Genomic DNA, 18,126 nt, shown 5'->3' on the forward strand with positions numbered 1-18,126 from the left:
CGCTTAAATGGCAATTAAAGCATTCAAAAAATGAATAGATTGTGCGAGAAAGCAGCGATTATGTTGTGAATAAGTAGCGTGATGAGCAGATCACGCTACTTATCAGAGGAGAGAGCATCAGAGGTTGCCGGTATAGTGCCAGCGGAGATAGCGCAACAAACGAAGTTGACGGGTGATACGGCTCGGCTGTGACAGTAAGCGATACAGCCACTCCAGCCCCAGATTTTGCCAGAGTTTAGGCGCACGCTTAACGTGACCGGTAAAGACGTCGTAGGTCCCCCCTACCCCCATATACAGCGCTTCAGGGTGGATCTTCCGGCAATCACGCATAAAAATTTCTTGTTTCGGCGATCCCATCGCTACCGTCACAATTTGCGCACCGCTGGCGTGGACACGTTCAAACAATGCCTGACGCTGCTCCGGCGTAAAATAACCGTCCTGGCTACCCACAATGTTCACATGCCACTGCGCACGCAATTTGGCTTCGGTTTGCGCCAGAACCTCAGGCTTGCCGCCAATCAGGAAAACCGGCGTTCCCTCCTGCCCGGCTCTCGCCATTAGCGCTTCCCAGAGATCGGCCCCCGCTACGCGTGAAATCTGAGCCTGCGGGAATTTTTTACGCACCGAACGCACCACGCTAATACCATCCGCATATTTGAACTCAGCGGCGTTAATCAGATCCCGCACTTCAGGGTTATCTTCTGCCGTCAGCATTTTCTCGGCATTGATAGCCACCAGCGTCCCAGGCCTGAGGCGTCCTTCGGCAAACAGGTAATTTAGCGCGTGTTGCATATCGCGCCAGCCAATCAGTTGTAGTCCGCGCAGCGAATAGAGTGGCGCAGTTGTGTTATCCGTCATTACGATCCTTCAATCTGTGTCCGGGGCAGCGATTTAATTCGTTTATGGATAAGTCCCGCGCTATCGAATAGCCAGAACAGCAGTTTTGCCACCAGCAGACAAACGCCAAAAATCACGAGGAAAAAGACCACTCGCGAGACAAACGAATCCAGTCCTTCACGTGCCAAAACGATCATATTGAAAATGGCGCCAAAACAGAAACTGTGCAAAATGGCCGCCTTGTAGCGATTGGTTTCGCGGTTACCTAATTCATATAGCCAGTCGAACCATTTAATGATTAACCCGACGACAATCGCGCCTAACGGTATAAACAGCGCCCCGCCCATCACCACCAGCGAACCAATTAACGTGGGTGAAATCGCCAGCCCCGAGTGGTTGTTCAACACTTCCCAGGTAAAGTAGTTCGCGGAGTTGAGAACGATACTCGGCCGCCCGGGCCACAGCCAGGTGGGGATAAAGACGTAGAAATCACGGACGATCGGCGCCAGCCCCTGGAACTCAATATTGTGGTAGTTCTGCAGCAACAGCGCCAGGTTTTCCCACGGCGAGAAAGTATCACGCGTCAGGTACAGGAACGTATAGAACGCCTCGTCACCACTCACGTTCATCCCGTAGCGTTTCAGCGCCAGCCAGAACATACCGACGATGCCCAACACGCCTGCGGCGGCCAGCATCCACAGCGAAATCCAACCGCGAATAATGCCGATAAACAGGAAGATGGCAAACGCGATAATAATATTGGCGCGCGTTCCACCGACAATCATATAGGTCAACAAGCCAAACGCGACGGTGCTTACCAGGAAAAACAGCCACGCTTTGCTGTCCTGACGCAGAAAGTAGACCACCAGCATTGCCGGAATGAAGAAGTAGAAGAAGCGCTTTAACGCCACGCCAGAGACTTCACTGGAAAAAATCTGGCTGTAGGATTGCAGTCTGAACAGCAGGAACCCATTGTGCATAAAGAAGACGCCCACGCTCACCAACGCAATCGCCATCAGAATAACCCAGGTTAAATGGGCTTCAACGCGATTGATGGTAAATAGCGGCCTGCGCGGCTTATCCTCTACGCGCTTACGTAAACGCGTTTTATACGTCACGTAGTAAACGGCATAGAAGCAAGCAGCTGACAGCAAAGCCTGCAGCAGGATCTCCGGGGGCGCTACCGCCACATCAAAACGAAACACCAGGATGCTGGTCAGCGGGAATCCGAAGAAGAACGTTAGCAAAAACAGCAACGAGAAAAAGACGTTGAAGTTAAAACGCACGCGGCGGAATTCAAACCAGGTCAGCGTGGCGATAAACAAAGTGGAGAGCAGCCAGACCACCAGCAGTCCGCTGAATTGCATCAGGCTCATTTAGTTTCTCCTGAAGCAATGCGCAGCGCGTTATGCCACGGCTGCAGATAATTCGGGCTAAAGAAGGTGATCGTATTTTTATCTACCAACGCCAGTTGCCGCTGCGCTTCACGTACGAGACCTTCATTGAGTTGATCTGTCGTAAACAGAACCGGGATATTTTGCTCTGCCATATCCTGCCAGAAAGGATTTTCACGGTTGAGCACGCACGGGATACCGGCCTGGATCAACAAACATAAGGTGCCGATCCCTTGCTGACGGGCAAAAATAAAGTAGCCCAGATCGCACTGACGCAATAGTGCCAGATAGGCATCAAACTCCAGTTTTTCACTCAATATTTGCAAATTATCCGCGCTAAATAATGCCAGACCCGCCTGACGCACCTCGTCGATATAGGCCGTATTATTGGCAGGATACCCCATTGGCACTATCACATTCACCGTGTCACCAAACTGCTGGTGAACGGCACGTAGCGCGGCAATATGCTCATTGCTGCGATCGCCAGAGTTGCCAACCAACACCGTCATCTTACCGCTGCGCTGGCTTTCACTGCTCATATTATTGAGCGAGGGATCCATCCGCGTTGGGAAATAGAGCAGTTCGCCGCGAACGTGCGGATGCTGCCCGGCGAAATAACGTAAATCGCCTCGCGTAGCAAACACGCAGCCCACGCGATTCTGCGCCATGCGACGAATCGGGTAAAACAGTCGGAATTTCAGCCCACTGGAAACTTCATATAAATCCGCGCCCCAGATGTGCCAGTAAAACTGCTCCGGTTTAATTCCCCCGCTCAGCAGCGCCAGCCACAGGCTGGTGTTGAACTGACCATGAAAGAAGAAGCGCTGTTGGCGATCCGCTTTCGCCTTCGCAATAACCGCCCGGGCCAGCGCCTTTTTTCCGTCGTAGAAACTCAGCGATAACGCCGGGCAGCTCTCACTGAACCCAGCATCCTGGCCTGCAACCATAAACGTGCGCGCGTGCTCGCTCGTCGCAGCCAGCGAATCGTTAAAAAACCGCAGCACGGTGTGGTTATGGTGAGGGATATCCGATCCCAGAACGTGAATCAGTACAGTCATGCCCGCCTACGCCAGAGTAAAAACACGCCACAACAAAGAGAAAAATAGACGATGTATGTTGCCATATACGCCTGCGCTGCTCCCAGAGCACCATGTGCCGGGATCAGCCAGTGGGCAAACGCCGTCAATAACATGAACTGGCTAATTTCAGCCAGAATATAAAACCGCAGCGACGCTTTCGCGATCACCAGATAACCAAAAACGTAGGCGCCAACTTTCAGTACATCGCCGACCAGTTGCCAGGCAAACAGGTCGCGCATGGCGGTAAATTTTGCGGAAAAGAGCAGCCAGATCGCAAAATCACGCAATAGCCAAACGGTAAAGCTCGCGGCGGCAACCGCCGGCAGCACGAACTTCAGTGACTTAATGACCTCGCGGGTAATGTCATGCTTTTCTGTCAGCCGCGACAACGTCGGCAGCAAGTAAACGCTGAATGAGGCGGTAATAAATTGCAGATACGCATCGGAGATACTGCTGACCCCCTGCCAGATCCCCACATCATCCCAGCTGTACTGTGCCGCCAGCAGGTTTCGCATCATCACGTATGCCACAGGCAGCGTAACAGAGGTAATCAGCGCCATCAGCGTAAACTTGCTTAACTGCCCTGCCAGACCATTGTCCCACGAGGGCTTCAGGTAATGCAGCGGAATAGTTCCACGCTTAAGCAGCATAATAATGGCAGGGATAACGACCAGCGCAGGCACCAGGGCCAGACCCAGCAAGGCGCCTTCATAGCCCCCCAGGCGATAGCAGCCATAGTAAGCCACTACGCCAACCAGGCTACCCACAATCAGCGACAGCGCGTTGCCTGCCGCATCGCGGAAGCCTTTCATTAGCGCCAGTAGCAGGTTCGCCCAGGCGATACCCATCTGCACCAGCGCAACCAGTCGAACCAGCCCCTGATAATGCGTATGGCCAAACAACCCCTGACTGATCGGCGCGGCCGCCAGCAGAAAAACCGCCGCCATCAGCGTAGAGAATCCCAGCACCATTGCGGAAGATGTACCGACCACCTTACGGAGCCGGGCCGGATCGTCATGGTGCTGCGCAACGTATTTCGTGACGCCGTTGAAAATGCCGGCTCCCGCCAACACGCCCAGCACGGTGACCATTTGGCGAAAATTACCCGCCTGGCCCACACCTGCCGGGCCAAAGGAGACGGCCAATAACTTCACCACCAGCAAACCCGCCCCAATTTTTACCAGCGTACTGGCCGCCGTCCATAAGGACGCTTTAGCAAGCGACATATCAGGCGAAGTAATTGAGTAAGGTCGAAATTACCGTTCGCTGATTAACCGGCGACAGGTTATAGAACAGCGGTAAACGCAGCAGACGCTCGCTCTCTTTGGTGGTGTAACGATCCACACCGGCAAACTCGCCAAATTTATCGCCAGCCGGGCAATCATGTAGCGGGATATAGTGGAACACCGCCATAATTTCGGCTTCTTTGAGAAAATTAATCAACGCGGTGCGATCGTCGATATCGCGCAGCTTGATATAAAACATATGGGCATTCTGCACGCAGTTTTCCGGGACAGCAGGCAGCTCAATACGTCCGGCACGCGCCAGCGGTTCGAGGGCATCATAGTAATTCTGCCACAGCGCCAGACGCTGCTGGTTAATACGGTCGGCCGCTTCCAGTTGCGCCCACAAATAGGCAGCCTGCAGATCGGACATCAGATAGCTGGAGCCGATATCGCGCCAGGTATACTTATCTACCTGGCCACGGAAAAATTGACTACGATTTGTCCCTTTTTCACGAATAATCTCGGCACGTTCGACTAATTTTTCATCATTGATCAGCGTCGCGCCGCCTTCACCGCCTGCGGTATAGTTTTTAGTCTCATGGAAGCTAAAGCAGCCGATGTGACCAATTGTCCCCAGCGCCCGGCCTTTGTAGGTCGACATCACGCCCTGAGCCGCATCTTCGACCACATACAGGTTATGTTTGCTGGCCAGCGCCATAATGGTATCCATTTCGCAGGCCACGCCCGCGTAATGTACCGGCACAATAGCGCGGGTTTTGTCGGTGATCGCCGCTTCAATCAGCATTTCGTCAATGTTCATGGTATCCGGACGGATATCAACAAAGACGATTTTCGCCCCGCGTAAAACGAATGCGTTAGCCGTGGAGACAAATGTGTAGCTCGGCATGATGATTTCATCGCCGGGCTGAATGTCCAACAGCAATGCCGCCATCTCAAGCGATGCGGTACAAGATGGCGTCAACAGAACTTTCTCGCTGCCAAAATGCTGCTCCAGCCACTGCTGACAGCGACGGGTAAAGCCGCCGTCGCCACACAGTTTGCCGCTGTTCATCGCAGACTGCATGTAATCGAGTTCAGTTCCCACCACCGGCGGTGCATTAAATGGAATCATCGTGTCACCTGTATAACCAATACGCGGTGCTTTCTACATTCGCACCACTGTGTATGTAACGTTTAAGCGCGGCGGTGTTACCCATTTGGGTTGCCACGCGCAATATTGTTTTACCGCGGGCCTGCGCCCAGCAAAGCGCAGCCAGCATTAGTTCTTCACCCGCGCCACGCCCGGCCAGTAGGCCTATTCGCGCCTCGGTCGCATTCAGTTCGCGCAGCGAGACATAACCACGAATTTCACCTGTCGGCGTGCGTAAAACGAGGCATTGATGATCGAACGTCCCCAGCACCGCATTTTCAATCCACTGCGCATAAAAACGCGAACTGGCATCTGCGGCATACCACGGGGCGCGAAAACGGCTTTGCGCGAATGCCTGTTCTGCCAGGCAGCGTAATGCCGGGATATCCGTAGTTTGCGCGATCTGCGCGTCAGAGTTGCCGCTGGCACACGTCACTGGCAGTACAAAATCCACTTCGCCTTCGACCAGTGAGAAACCCAACCGCTGCAAGGCATCCAATTCATGGGTATTTGCGGCAGCAATTTTTGCCTGTACCCGCGACCAGGGACGTAACGCATCCACCGTCAGAACCGGCGCGTGTTGGTCAAAACGTATAATGGCGCTATTCACGCCAAAAAACGTATTTTCCCAGCTAAGCGGCTCAATACTGGCGCGGACGAGCACGGAGCAGCTCCAGCAAATATTGGCCATAGCCCGTTTTAGCCAGCGAGCTGGCGGCACGTTTCACGCCTTCATCATCCAGCCAACCGTTACGCCAGGCGATCTCTTCCAGACAGGCTATTTTAAAACCCTGACGTTTTTCTACCGTCTGCACAAAAGTACTCGCTTCGATCAGACTGTCATGCGTACCGGTATCCAGCCAGGCGAAGCCACGTCCAAGCAATTCCACCGTCAGATGCCCATCATCAAGATACATCTGGTTGATCGACGTAATCTCCAGTTCTCCACGCTCAGAAGGTTTCACGCGTTTTGCGTATTCCACCACTTTACTGTCATAGAAATAGAGCCCTGTTACCGCCCAGTTAGATTTCGGTGCTTTCGGCTTCTCTTCCAGAGAGATAGCGCGAAAATTGTCGTCAAACTCCACAACACCAAAACGTTCAGGATCCATGACCTGGTAACCAAACACCGTCGCACCTTCTGTGCGGGCGGCTACATGACGTAGTTTTGGACTGAAGCCCTGACCAAAGAAGATATTATCCCCTAATACCAGACATGACGGTTCACCGTTAAGGAACGTTTCACCAATGATAAATGCCTGCGCTAATCCATCCGGGCTGGGTTGCTCGGCATAGTGCAATTCAATGCCGAACTCAGAGCCATCGCCTAACAAACGCTGGAAATAACCTTTATCTTCCGGCGTGGTAATAATCAGAATTTCGCGAATCCCCGCCAGCATTAGCACTGATAGCGGGTAGTAAATCATCGGCTTATCGTAAATAGGCAATAGCTGCTTCGATACGCCACGCGTAATGGGATACAGGCGAGTACCTGAACCGCCCGCCAGAATGATACCTTTCATGCGTTGTCTCCTCCGGGAGCCAAAACCAGGCTGTTAGCCCTTCAGACCTAAACGTTCACCCTGATAGCTGCCATCCTGCACGGGTTTCCACCATGCCTGATTATCCAGATACCACTGCACGGTTTTGCGCATTCCGCTTTCAAACGTTTCCTGCGGCATCCAGCCTAATTCACGCGCAATCTTCGACGCGTCAATGGCATACCGCACATCATGACCCGGGCGATCGTCAACAAAAGTGATCAAGTCTCGGTACTGTGCAATGCCTTGTGGTTTTTGCGGCGCCAGCTCTTCCAACAGGCTGCAAACCGTTTCGACAACGTCCAGGTTTTTACGCTCATTGTGACCACCAATATTATAGGTTTCCCCAATCGCGCCCGTTGTCGCCACGCAATAGAGCGCCCTGGCATGATCTTCTACGTACAACCAGTCGCGGATCTGTTGCCCATTGCCGTATACCGGCAGCGGTTTCCCAGCCAATGCGTTGAGGATCATCAGCGGGATGAGTTTTTCCGGGAAATGGTAGGGGCCATAGTTGTTAGAGCAGTTGGTAATGAGCGTTGGCAGGCCATAGGTTCGCAACCACGCGCGTACCAGATGGTCGCTGCTGGCTTTCGACGCGGAATAAGGGCTACTCGGCGCATAAGGCGTGCTTTCAGTAAAGAAATCATCTGTCGAATGGAGATCGCCATACACCTCATCAGTTGAGATATGGTGGAAGCGAAACGCCGATTTTTTCTCGCTGGCCAATGCACTCCAGTAAGCGCGTGCCGCTTCCAACAGCGTGTAGGTGCCCACAATGTTGGTTTCGATAAAAGCAGCCGGACCATCAATGGAGCGATCGACATGGCTTTCTGCCGCCAGATGCATCACGCAGTCTGGCTGGTAGTGTTGAAACACCTTGTCGAGCGATGCCCGATCGCAGATATCCACTTTCTCAAAGGCAAAACGGTCATTCTGTGCAACCGGCGTCAGCGACATCAGGTTTCCGGCATAGGTCAGCTTATCGACCACAACCACCGCATCCTGGGTCTCTTGAATAATATGGCGTACAACCGCCGAGCCGATAAACCCCGCGCCACCGGTAACCAGAATTCGTTTCATTAGCGCCAGACCCCTTTGGTATCAACGATGTACTGCTGAAGAACCGCATCGCCTTTAATGGCTTTAAATTCATTATGGTCGACCAGCATGACCAGCACATCGGCGCTTGCCAGCGCATCGTCCAATGTCGCCAGTTGGCAAATGCCGTCCAGTTTTTTCGGCAGTTGATGGATATTCGGTTCCACCACCAGCATTTCACCTTTGTGCCAATGCGCGATGCTTTGCGCAATTCCCATCGCCGGGCTTTCACGTAAATCATCAATATTCGGTTTAAAAGCCAAACCAAAGCAGGCGATTTTCACTTCACTGGCCCGTTTGTTGGTATCTGCCAGACAGTCGGCCACAGCGGCTTTTACCCGCTCGACGACCCAATGGGGCTTACCATCATTAACTTCGCGTGCGGTACGGATCAGTTTCGCCTGCTGCGGGTTCTGCGACACGATAAACCACGGATCGACCGCGATACAGTGTCCACCAACGCCAGGTCCTGGTTGCAGAATATTGACTCGCGGATGACGGTTTGCCAGGCGAATCAGTTCCCAGACGTTAATCCCCTGATCGGCGCAAATTAGCGATAATTCATTCGCAAAGGCGATATTGACGTCGCGGAAGCTATTCTCAGTCAGCTTGCACATTTCCGCGGTGCGGGCGTTGGTCACGACACATTCGCCCTCAAGGAAGATGTTATACAACTCACTGGCACGCGCGGAGCAGACGGCGGTCATCCCGCCGATCACGCGGTCGTTTTTAATCAGTTCGACCATGACCTGGCCTGGCAGCACGCGCTCCGGACAATACGCAATATTCACATCGGCCTGTTCACCGACCTGCTGCGGGAAAGTCAGATCAGGCCGCATTTCTGCAAGCCATGCGGCCATCTGTTCAGTTGCCCCGACAGGTGACGTCGATTCAAGTATCACTAATGCGCCTTTTTTCAGCACCGGCGCAAGAGACTTCGCCGCAGCTTCAACGTAGACCATATCGGGTTCATGCTCTCCCTTGAACGGGGTAGGCACAGCAATCAGATACGCATCAGCGTCTACGGGAGTGGTGGTTGCACGAAGAAATCCGTTTTCGACCGCCGTTTTCACCACAGCGGCCAGATCGGGCTCAACAATGTGAATTTCGCCGCGATTAATGGTATCCACTGCATGTTGATTTATATCTACGCCAATTACATGTTTTTGACGGGAAGCAAAGGCAGCCGCCGTTGGCAGTCCGATATAACCCAGCCCAATGACAGAAATGGTCGTAAAACTCATAGCGATACCCGATTATTTTTTAACGCGTGTAAAATGCGGCCACACGCCAGCCCGTCACCATATGGGTTATGGGCACGGCTCATGGTCTGATATTCATTGTCGTCATGCAGCAAACGCGTGACTTCTTCTACGATACGCTGTGGGTCAGTCCCCACCAGACGTACAGTGCCTGCGGTAATAGCTTCAGGCCGTTCCGTTGTTTCACGCATCACCAGCACAGGTTTCCCCAGGGATGGGGCTTCTTCCTGAATCCCGCCGGAATCGGTCAGGATCAGCCATGCGTGATTCATCAGCCAGACAAACGGCATGTAGTCCTGCGGTTCAATCAGAATCACGTTTTCAACGTGCCCCAGGATGCGGTTGACCGGCTCGCTGACGTTAGGATTCAGGTGTACCGGATAGACAATCTGCACATTCTGATTAGCCGCGGCAATTTCCGCCAGTGCGTGGCAAATGTTTTCAAAGCCGCGACCGAAGCTTTCCCGACGATGACCGGTCACCAGTATCATCTTTTTGTCAGCGTTGAGGAAAGGGTAATGTTCTGCCAGTTCAGCCCGCAATGCATCACTCGCCAGTACGCGGTCGCGTACCCAAATCAACGCATCTATAACCGTATTACCGGTGATGAAAATACGATTATCAGGAATAGCTTCCCGTAACAAATTTTGCCGCGAGTTTTCTGTTGGCGCAAAATGATACATAGCCAAATGCCCGGTCAGCGTACGGTTCGCCTCTTCCGGCCAGGGAGAGTAAAGATCGCCAGTACGTAAACCCGCCTCAACATGCCCCACCGGGATGCGCTGATAAAACGCAGCCAAACTGGTAGCAATAGTGGTCGTGGTATCACCGTGCACCAACACCACATCAGGTTTGAAATCAGCCAGAATTGGCTTTAACCCTTCAAGGATTCGGCAGGTAATTTCTGTTAGCCCCTGACCTGGCTGCATAATATTGAGATCGTAGTCAGGTACTATGGAAAAGAGGTTCAACACCTGATCGAGCATCTCCCGATGCTGCGCTGTGACGCAAACTTTTGCCTCAAAATCAGGATCTTTTGCCAACGCATGAACCAGAGGTGCCATTTTTATAGCCTCTGGTCGCGTGCCAAATACAGTCAGTACTTTCACATCGATTCTCTTCGGATTGGCAGCGAGGGCCCAGCCCCTCACTGCAACGGTATTACTAAATCGCGCGGCGACGGGTTAATGCGACGCCAGCACCGATCAGAGCTCCAACGATGCCCCACATAATCATCAGGAAGGCACGGCGTGGGCTGTCACGTTTTACCGGCTCTTCCGGCGTACGCAGATAACGATAGGTCTGAAAACGCGGATCCAGAGTTGGCCCAACGTTTAGTGTGTTAAGCATGGCTCGGTTTTGGAAGTAGTCCAGATCAAAGTCCGGACCAACGGACTGTAGGTTTTCGAGTCGCGCCTGCAGCATAGGGCGTCCGAGCAAGAACAGTTCAGAATCCGGCAACTCATCAGCTGGAACATCAGTGGAGGTACGCGAAATGTTATGCTGTTCGGCAATTTTGAGTGCCTGCTCAATGTTGTGAACACGGCGGGAGAATAGTGATTTCGCCACTTCTTCCTGGCGTTTAACCTGCGCCTTCATCTGCACGGTGCGTGCAGCCCAGGCCCCTTTTAACTCTTCATTCAGATGACGCGCCGCACGCTGACTGGCAAAGGCGACGTACTGACGCAGCAAATTGTTGGCATCAGGAGCCGTCTCCGCAATCAGTTTCACACTGTCATTGGTATTACGTAACGCATCGCCTGGCATAAACTGGATGTTACCAATCAGTTCATCCAGCATCGCCGCATCGGCTTTACTGTTACCCACCATACGCTGCTTATAGTAATCAGTCTGCTGCCAGAATTCACGACGCGTATCCCAGGAGGCAAGTTGCATGATGAATTCTTTGTAAGCTTCATCCATTACCGACGGTTGGTCCGCAGATGCGAGACTGGCCTTAATATCCAGGTTACGCAAAAACTGCTGTTGAGAGTAGTAACCGCCCAACATATTGACCGTTGGCCGGTCTGAAATCGCCGTAGCACTCCACTCCTGACGTGCAAAAAATGTATAGGCGAGAGCGACTATCGCAAAGGCAAGCGCGATACCAATAATCCACACTTTCCCTGCCCACAAGGTACGAAACAACCCACGGATGTCCAGTTCATTTTCAGCGCTCACGGCGTGTTCCCCCGGTAATGGTTGTGTCATCGTACCCTCAATCTATTTGGTTAAGTTTGGTTTACTTTCACGGTTTCTACGCAGCTTGCGTTTCAAGCGTTTGATAAATCTCGCTACCTTCCAGGCACGTTTAATACAATAGTCGTACAAAACAAATGCCAATAAAAAGAGCACCAGCATCACCCATTCAGGGACTATATGAGAATATTCAGCCAGTACGCCAATAGAGGCCAGGATCGCTGCAGCCAGCGTGATCAGAACAAATGCCTGTCGGGAGGTAAATCCGGCGCGCATGATTAAATGGTGAATATGTTGGCGGTCCGGGGAGAAAGGGCTCATGCCCTTACGTAAACGACGATACATAATCGCCACCATATCCATTAACGGAATGGCAATAATCCACAGTGCGGTGACCGGGCTAATTGGATGCGTTTTCCCTTGAGTGGTCTCCAGCAGGATCCAAATTACTGTAAAGCCAATCAGCGTACTTCCCGCATCGCCCATAAAGACTTTATAGCGGCGTCCAAGAATGCCCAGATTCAGCATGATGTAAGGCAAAATGGCGGCAATCATGGCAAAACACCAGATAGCCAGGCTTGTCTGACCATCGAACCACAGGATAAGCCCCATTGCCGCAAATGAGACGCTGGATAACCCACCTAACAGACCATCAATGCCATCAACCATATTGAAGGCATTAATCGCCGCCCATACGGCAAAAAGGGTAAGAAAATAACCAAATGGACCGAGCACCATCTCCCAGGGACCAAAAATATACCCCAGGCTTAGCAGATACAGTTTACCAACTGCCATCATAATGATGCCGATAATGGCCTGAATGGTTGCGCGGATTTTTACACTGATATCATAACGGTCGTCCAGGGCACCGATAAATACCAGTACCCCAGCACAGGCCAGGTAGAGAGTAGCATGCGGGATGTAGTAATCTGCGATGAGGAACGTAAAGCAAATGCCTGCGTAAACCGAAATCCCCCCAACCAGCGGAATCAGTCCCTGATGACGTTTGCGAAAGTTGGGTTTATCCACCAATCCTATCTTTTTCGCAACCTTGCGGGCAAAGAAAAGAAACAGCGTTGTGAATAAAAAAATACTGATGAGATCAGTACTTGCTGTCAGTAAATTCACTATACATACTCTCAAAGAATATCAATATACGAAGTATAACCATCAAGGCGAATATTCAGAAGAGAAACCCGATTCCATATCAGGTGGTTCTGTATGATTATTAACCACAAAATACGAATTACTACCCTTCTTCGCCTGGCGGTATGTCATACCGGATTATTGTTATTGTGTCGTTAAGATTACATCTACAAAAGCAAAACGCCACGTAAAAACGTGGCGTTTTCAGATGATGCCAGAATCAGGAACGCTTCATCATATCGAAGAAGTCGTCGTTGGTCTTGGTCATCGCCAGCTTATTAATGAGGAATTCCATCGCGTCGATTTCACCCATCGGATGGATGATTTTGCGCAGGATCCACATTTTCTGCAGCTCTTCCTGGGTGGTGAGCAGCTCTTCTTTACGGGTACCGGAACGGTTGTAGTCGATAGCCGGGAAGACGCGTTTTTCAGCAATCTTACGAGAGAGGTGCAGTTCCATGTTGCCGGTACCTTTAAACTCTTCGTAGATAACTTCATCCATTTTAGAGCCGGTATCGATCAGCGCAGTCGCGATGATGGTCAGGCTGCCGCCCTCTTCCACGTTACGCGCAGCACCGAAGAAACGTTTCGGACGGTGCAGGGCGTTAGCGTCCACACCACCAGTCAGAACTTTACCGGAAGCCGGAACTACGGTGTTATAAGCACGCGCCAGACGGGTGATGGAGTCAAGCAGAATGATAACGTCTTTCTTGTGTTCAACCAGACGCTTCGCCTTCTCGATGACCATTTCCGCAACCTGAACGTGACGGGAGGCGGGTTCGTCAAAAGTAGACGCAACAACTTCACCTTTCACCAGACGCTGCATCTCGGTTACTTCTTCCGGACGTTCGTCAATCAGCAGCACCATCAGCACACAGTCTGGATGATTGTAAGCAATGCTCTGCGCGATGTTCTGCAGCAGCATAGTTTTACCCGCTTTCGGCGGAGCGACGATCAGACCGCGCTGACCACGACCGATCGGCGATGCCAGATCCAGTACGCGCGCCGTTAAGTCTTCAGTAGAACCGTTACCACGTTCCATACGCAGACGAGAGTTTGCGTGCAGCGGGGTTAAGTTCTCAAAGAGGATTTTGTTACGGGCGTTTTCTGGTTTGTCGTAGTTAACTTCGTTAACTTTCAACAGCGCAAAGTAGCGTTCACCTTCTTTCGGCGGGCGAATCTTACCAGAAATGGTATCACCAGTACGGAGGTTGAAACGGCGGATTTGGCTGGGAGAAACGTAGATGTCATCAGGACCGGCGAGGTAGGAGCTGTCTGCAGAGCGGAGGAAACCAAATCCGTCCTGCAATATCTCCAGCACACCGTCACCAAAGATATCCTCGCCACTCTTTGCGTGCTGCTTCAGGATGGCAAAAATAATGTCCTGCTTGCGCATACGAGCCAGGTTTTCAAGGCCCATATTTTCGCCGAGAGTGATCAGCTCAGAAACCGGCGTATTCTTTAATTCGGTAAGATTCATAATGGTGTGAGTTCTTAAACTTGGGGTAAATCTCGAACTTAATGTTGTGAATGGTATGGCAGGGTCATCCATGCCTGTTTACGGCCATCGACTCATGTCTGTTCGCTGTCTGGTCACAGGAAAGTACGCAGAACTGAAACGACAAGACGGATTGAGTGATAAGGCCCTGAATCTGTCCACTTCTCGCGCGAGAAACTACGGGAAGTATGGGATATAACCAGATTCAAACTTAATAAGGTATGTTTAATACGAAGTCAACACTAACTTAGCACGACTCAAGTCGGGCGTCCAGTCATCCGAATCAATTCGAAGTATGGTCGCCCGATCATGAGACTTCCTTACGCCAAATTCGCGTCGAGGAATTCTTTCAACTGACCTTTGGACAGTGCGCCGACTTTAGTCGCCGCTACTTCGCCGTTTTTAAACAACAGCAGGGTCGGGATACCACGAATACCATACTTCGGCGCGGTGCCTGGGTTTTGGTCAATGTTCAGTTTAGCAACCGTCAGTTTGCCCTGATATTCGTCAGCGATTTCATCCAGAATCGGAGCGATCATTTTGCACGGACCGCACCACTCTGCCCAGAAATCAACAAGGATCGCTCCGTCCGCTTTGAGTACATCCGTGTCAAAACTGTCGTCAGTCAGGTGAATAATTTTATCGCTCATATATAACTCCACAGGAATAAGCCTGGCGTGTTGGTGTAGGCTGTTGGTGTAGCATTAACCAACTAAAGGTTGACTTTATTTCACCGGATACGCTTTCGTAAAGCAATAGTAAGCTGATATTCTACCACACTATGAGCAAAACACATTTAACAGAACAGAAGTTTTCCGACTTCGCCCTGCACCCAAAGGTGATAGAAGCCCTTGAAAATAAAGGGTTTCATAACTGCACGCCCATTCAGGCCCTCGCGCTGCCGCTAACGCTGGCAGGTCGTGATGTTGCAGGGCAGGCGCAAACCGGTACCGGAAAAACGATGGCGTTCCTGACGTCAACGTTTCATTATCTTCTCTCTCATCCCGCGATTGCCGATCGCAAGGTGAACCAACCGCGTGCGTTAATTATGGCGCCAACGCGTGAGTTAGCCGTGCAAATCCACGCCGATGCCGAGCCGCTGGCACAGACCACCGGTCTGAAATTAGGCCTGGCTTATGGCGGCGACGGTTACGACAAACAGCTAAAAGTGCTGGAAAGCGGCGTCGATATTCTTATCGGCACCACCGGTCGTCTCATTGACTATGCAAAGCAGAACCACATTAACCTGGGCGCGATTCAGGTCGTGGTGCTGGATGAAGCCGATCGTATGTACGATCTGGGCTTTATTAAAGATATCCGTTGGCTGTTCCGTCGTATGCCGCCAACCACCCAACGTCTGAACATGCTGTTTTCTGCAACCCTTTCTTATCGCGTCCGCGAACTGGCGTTCGAACAAATGAATAACGCTGAGTATGTGGAAGTCGAACCGGAGCAGAAGACAGGTCACCGCATCAAAGAAGAACTCTTCTATCCTTCCAACGAAGAAAAAATGCGTTTATTGCAAACGCTGATTGAAGAAGAGTGGCCAGATCGCGCCATCGTCTTTGCTAACACCAAGCATCGTTGTGAAGATATCTGGGGCAGCCTCGCTGCGGATGGTCATCGCGTCGGCCTGCTGACCGGTGACGTGGCGCAGAAAAAACGCCTGCGTATCCTGGATGAGTTCACCCGTGGCGATCTCGACATTCTCGTTGCGACTGACGTGGCCGCGCGTGGCCTGCATATCCCAGCCGTAACGCACGTCTTTAACTATGACCTGCCGGATGACTGTGAAGATTACGTTCACCGTATCGGTCGTACGGGTCGTGCTGGCGCAAGCGGTCACTCTATCAGCCTGGCCTGCGAAGAATACGCGCTGAATTTACCTGCAATCGAGACCTATATCGGCCACTCGATTCCGGTCAGCAAGTACAACCCGGATGCGCTAATGACCGATCTGCCGAAGCCGCTGCGCCTGACACGCCCGCGTACAGGTAATGGCCCACGTCGTACCGGTGGCGCTCCGCGTAATCGTCGTCGTTCAGGTTAAGAAAAGTTATGCCATACACAAAATCATTCAGCCTTTATCAAGGCGGCAAGAAAACGAATCCCGATGAGCTTACTGTAAGTGATTCGGGTGAGAGAACGCAGCCAACACAGATACAGGTTGAAGGATGAAGTGTATGAACTCTACCTCGTTGTATGCGGCAATCGATCTCGGCTCCAATAGTTTTCATATGCTGGTCGTACGCGAGGTGGCGGGAAGCATCCAGACGCTCACGCGTATTAAACGCAAAGTGCGTCTGGCCGCTGGACTCAATAGCGACTACGTTCTCTCCGCAGAGGCGATGGAGCGCGGTTGGCAATGTTTGCGCCTGTTTGCTGAACGCCTGCAGGATATACCTCAACCGCAAATCCGCGTGGTTGCCACGGCAACATTACGCATCGCCGTAAATGCCGATGAGTTTATCGCTAAAGCGCAAGATATCCTCGGCTGTCCTGTCCAGGTCATTAGCGGCGAAGAAGAAGCACGACTGATTTATCAGGGTGTAGCCCACACTACCGGCGGGGCCGATCAGCGTCTGGTCGTTGATATTGGCGGCGCCAGCACTGAACTGGTTACCGGCTCCGGCGCACAAACGACTTCCTTGTTTAGCCTGTCAATGGGCTGCGTCACCTGGCTCGAACGGTATTTTACCGATCGTAATCTGGCGCAGGAAAACTTCGACCAGGCCGAGCAGGCTGCGCGCGAAGTGCTGCGTCCGGTCGCTGACAAACTGCGTTTTCATGGCTGGAAAGTCTGCGTTGGTGCTTCTGGTACCGTCCAGGCGTTGCAGGAAATCATGATGGCGCAAGGCATGGATGAGCGTATCACGCTGGCGAAACTTCAGCAGCTAAAGCAGCGAGCCATTCATTGTGGCCGTCTGGAAGAGCTGGAAATTGAAGGCTTAACGCTGGAACGTGCGCTGGTTTTCCCCAGCGGGCTGGCGATCCTGATTGCCATTTTCACCGAACTGAATATTCAGTGCATGACCCTTGCTGGCGGCGCATTACGCGAAGGGCTGGTCTATGGCATGCTACATCTGGCGGTGGATCAGGATATTCGCAGCCGCACGTTACGTAATATTCAGCGTCGATTCATGGTCGATACAGAGCAAGCGCATCGCGTTGCCATGTTAGCAACGAAATTCCTCGATCAAGTGGAAAATAAGTGGCATCTGGAAGCAATTAGCCGCGAACTGCTGATTAGTGCCTGCCAGCTGCATGAAATTGGGTTGAGCGTTGATTTTAAACAGGCACCACAGCATGCGGCTTATCTGGTGCGCAATCTCGATCTTCCAGGTTTTACGCCGGCGCAGAAAAAACTGTTAGCCACGTTGTTACTTAACCAGACCAATCCGGTCGATCTCTCTTCGCTCCATCAGCAAAACGCCGTGCCACCGCGCATCGCGGAGCACCTTTGCCGTTTGCTGCGTCTGGCGATTATTTTCGCCAGCCGTCGCCGCGATGATTTGGTGCCGGAAATTCAGCTGGATGCAAGAGATGAGCACTTGACGGTCATACTGCCTGAAGGCTGGCTGGAACATCACCCGCTAGGTAAAGAGCTCATCGATCAGGAAAGCGAGTGGCAAAGCTATGTCCACTGGCCGCTGGAAGTACGTTAATCGTTGATTTGCCGGAAGGCGCTTGCGC

At 52.0% G+C, this 18,126-nt stretch carries 17 protein-coding genes; 2 read left to right on the forward strand and 15 right to left on the reverse strand.

Annotation, left to right across the window (positions count from 1 at the left end; genetic code table 11):
- Nucleotides 1-117: 117 nt before the first annotated feature.
- The 15 genes from wecG to trxA form a co-directional block, all read right to left on the reverse strand.
- Nucleotides 118-858, reverse strand: a complete 741-nt coding sequence (gene wecG / locus ICA20_RS24195; protein WP_038634536.1) for a lipopolysaccharide N-acetylmannosaminouronosyltransferase — start codon at nucleotides 856-858, stop codon at nucleotides 118-120.
- Nucleotides 858-2,213 (reverse strand): ECA oligosaccharide polymerase, encoded by a 1,356-nt coding sequence (gene wzyE / locus ICA20_RS24200; protein WP_038634539.1) that lies wholly within the window; start codon nucleotides 2,211-2,213, stop codon nucleotides 858-860. Before wzyE ends, wecG begins: the two co-directional genes overlap by 1 nt.
- Complete coding sequence (locus ICA20_RS24205; protein ID WP_038634542.1) at nucleotides 2,210-3,289, reverse strand: TDP-N-acetylfucosamine:lipid II N-acetylfucosaminyltransferase; 1,080 nt, start codon at nucleotides 3,287-3,289, stop codon at nucleotides 2,210-2,212. Before ICA20_RS24205 ends, wzyE begins: the two co-directional genes overlap by 4 nt.
- Nucleotides 3,286-4,536: a lipid III flippase WzxE gene (gene wzxE, locus ICA20_RS24210; protein WP_038634544.1), complete on the reverse strand. Its 1,251-nt coding sequence runs from the start codon at nucleotides 4,534-4,536 to the stop codon at nucleotides 3,286-3,288. Before wzxE ends, ICA20_RS24205 begins: the two co-directional genes overlap by 4 nt.
- 1 nt (nucleotide 4,537) lies before the next feature.
- A complete protein-coding gene (rffA, locus tag ICA20_RS24215) occupies nucleotides 4,538-5,668 on the reverse strand; it encodes a dTDP-4-amino-4,6-dideoxygalactose transaminase (RefSeq protein ID WP_038634547.1) in 1,131 nt (376 codons plus the stop codon).
- Between the two features lie 4 nt (nucleotides 5,669-5,672).
- Nucleotides 5,673-6,350 carry a dTDP-4-amino-4,6-dideoxy-D-galactose acyltransferase gene (gene rffC / locus ICA20_RS24220; protein ID WP_038634550.1) on the reverse strand — a complete coding sequence of 226 codons (678 nt, stop codon included), beginning with the start codon at nucleotides 6,348-6,350 and terminating at the stop codon, nucleotides 5,673-5,675.
- A complete protein-coding gene (gene rfbA, locus ICA20_RS24225; protein WP_038634554.1) occupies nucleotides 6,328-7,209 on the reverse strand; it encodes a glucose-1-phosphate thymidylyltransferase RfbA in 882 nt (293 codons plus the stop codon). Before rfbA ends, rffC begins: the two co-directional genes overlap by 23 nt.
- A gap of 33 nt (nucleotides 7,210-7,242) precedes the next feature.
- Complete coding sequence (rffG, locus tag ICA20_RS24230) at nucleotides 7,243-8,310, reverse strand: dTDP-glucose 4,6-dehydratase (RefSeq protein ID WP_038634557.1); 1,068 nt, start codon at nucleotides 8,308-8,310, stop codon at nucleotides 7,243-7,245.
- On the reverse strand, nucleotides 8,310-9,572 hold the full coding sequence (gene wecC, locus ICA20_RS24235; protein ID WP_038634559.1) for a UDP-N-acetyl-D-mannosamine dehydrogenase: 1,263 nt from the start codon (nucleotides 9,570-9,572) through the stop codon (nucleotides 8,310-8,312). The genes rffG and wecC overlap by 1 nt, the downstream gene beginning before the upstream one ends.
- Entirely contained in the window at nucleotides 9,569-10,699 is a 1,131-nt protein-coding gene (wecB, locus tag ICA20_RS24240; RefSeq protein ID WP_038634562.1) for a UDP-N-acetylglucosamine 2-epimerase (non-hydrolyzing), read from the reverse strand. The genes wecC and wecB overlap by 4 nt, the downstream gene beginning before the upstream one ends.
- A 55-nt stretch (nucleotides 10,700-10,754) precedes the next feature.
- Nucleotides 10,755-11,801 (reverse strand): ECA polysaccharide chain length modulation protein, encoded by a 1,047-nt coding sequence (gene wzzE, locus ICA20_RS24245; protein WP_038634565.1) that lies wholly within the window; start codon nucleotides 11,799-11,801, stop codon nucleotides 10,755-10,757.
- Between the two features lie 12 nt (nucleotides 11,802-11,813).
- A complete protein-coding gene (gene wecA, locus ICA20_RS24250; RefSeq protein WP_038634568.1) occupies nucleotides 11,814-12,917 on the reverse strand; it encodes a UDP-N-acetylglucosamine--undecaprenyl-phosphate N-acetylglucosaminephosphotransferase in 1,104 nt (367 codons plus the stop codon).
- A gap of 238 nt (nucleotides 12,918-13,155) precedes the next feature.
- Nucleotides 13,156-14,415 carry a transcription termination factor Rho gene (gene rho / locus ICA20_RS24255; protein WP_002437993.1) on the reverse strand — a complete coding sequence of 420 codons (1,260 nt, stop codon included), beginning with the start codon at nucleotides 14,413-14,415 and terminating at the stop codon, nucleotides 13,156-13,158.
- Between the two features lie 78 nt (nucleotides 14,416-14,493).
- Nucleotides 14,494-14,595, reverse strand: coding sequence for a rho operon leader peptide (locus tag ICA20_RS24260; RefSeq protein ID WP_110496374.1), 102 nt, complete (start codon nucleotides 14,593-14,595; stop codon nucleotides 14,494-14,496).
- Between the two features lie 158 nt (nucleotides 14,596-14,753).
- Nucleotides 14,754-15,083 (reverse strand): thioredoxin TrxA, encoded by a 330-nt coding sequence (trxA, locus tag ICA20_RS24265; RefSeq protein ID WP_001280776.1) that lies wholly within the window; start codon nucleotides 15,081-15,083, stop codon nucleotides 14,754-14,756.
- A gap of 131 nt (nucleotides 15,084-15,214) precedes the next feature.
- On the opposite strand from trxA, the gene rhlB reads away from it, so the two are divergent.
- Both rhlB and gppA read left to right on the forward strand, forming a co-directional pair.
- A complete protein-coding gene (gene rhlB / locus ICA20_RS24270; protein ID WP_003829013.1) occupies nucleotides 15,215-16,483 on the forward strand; it encodes an ATP-dependent RNA helicase RhlB in 1,269 nt (422 codons plus the stop codon).
- 133 nt (nucleotides 16,484-16,616) lie between these two features.
- On the forward strand, nucleotides 16,617-18,098 hold the full coding sequence (gppA, locus tag ICA20_RS24275; RefSeq protein ID WP_038634581.1) for a guanosine-5'-triphosphate,3'-diphosphate diphosphatase: 1,482 nt from the start codon (nucleotides 16,617-16,619) through the stop codon (nucleotides 18,096-18,098).
- Nucleotides 18,099-18,126: the final 28 nt, after the last annotated feature.

The organism is Citrobacter sp. C5_2 (assembly GCF_014596845.2).
GTDB classification, from domain to species: domain Bacteria; phylum Pseudomonadota; class Gammaproteobacteria; order Enterobacterales; family Enterobacteriaceae; genus Citrobacter; species Citrobacter werkmanii.

Coding starts and splice junctions, on each gene's coding strand:
- wecG (WP_038634536.1), bottom strand. CDS start 858: ATGACGGATAACACAACTGCGCCACTCTATTCGCTGCGCGGACTACAA.
- wzyE (WP_038634539.1), bottom strand. CDS start 2,213: ATGAGCCTGATGCAATTCAGCGGACTGCTGGTGGTCTGGCTGCTCTCC.
- ICA20_RS24205 (WP_038634542.1), bottom strand. CDS start 3,289: ATGACTGTACTGATTCACGTTCTGGGATCGGATATCCCTCACCATAAC.
- wzxE (WP_038634544.1), bottom strand. CDS start 4,536: ATGTCGCTTGCTAAAGCGTCCTTATGGACGGCGGCCAGTACGCTGGTA.
- rffA (WP_038634547.1), bottom strand. CDS start 5,668: ATGATTCCATTTAATGCACCGCCGGTGGTGGGAACTGAACTCGATTAC.
- rfbA (WP_038634554.1), bottom strand. CDS start 7,209: ATGAAAGGTATCATTCTGGCGGGCGGTTCAGGTACTCGCCTGTATCCC.
- rffG (WP_038634557.1), bottom strand. CDS start 8,310: ATGAAACGAATTCTGGTTACCGGTGGCGCGGGGTTTATCGGCTCGGCG.
- wecC (WP_038634559.1), bottom strand. CDS start 9,572: ATGAGTTTTACGACCATTTCTGTCATTGGGCTGGGTTATATCGGACTG.
- wzzE (WP_038634565.1), bottom strand. CDS start 11,801: ATGACACAACCATTACCGGGGGAACACGCCGTGAGCGCTGAAAATGAA.
- rho (WP_002437993.1), bottom strand. CDS start 14,415: ATGAATCTTACCGAATTAAAGAATACGCCGGTTTCTGAGCTGATCACT.
- trxA (WP_001280776.1), bottom strand. CDS start 15,083: ATGAGCGATAAAATTATTCACCTGACTGACGACAGTTTTGACACGGAT.
- rhlB (WP_003829013.1), top strand. CDS start 15,215: ATGAGCAAAACACATTTAACAGAACAGAAGTTTTCCGACTTCGCCCTG.
- gppA (WP_038634581.1), top strand. CDS start 16,617: ATGAACTCTACCTCGTTGTATGCGGCAATCGATCTCGGCTCCAATAGT.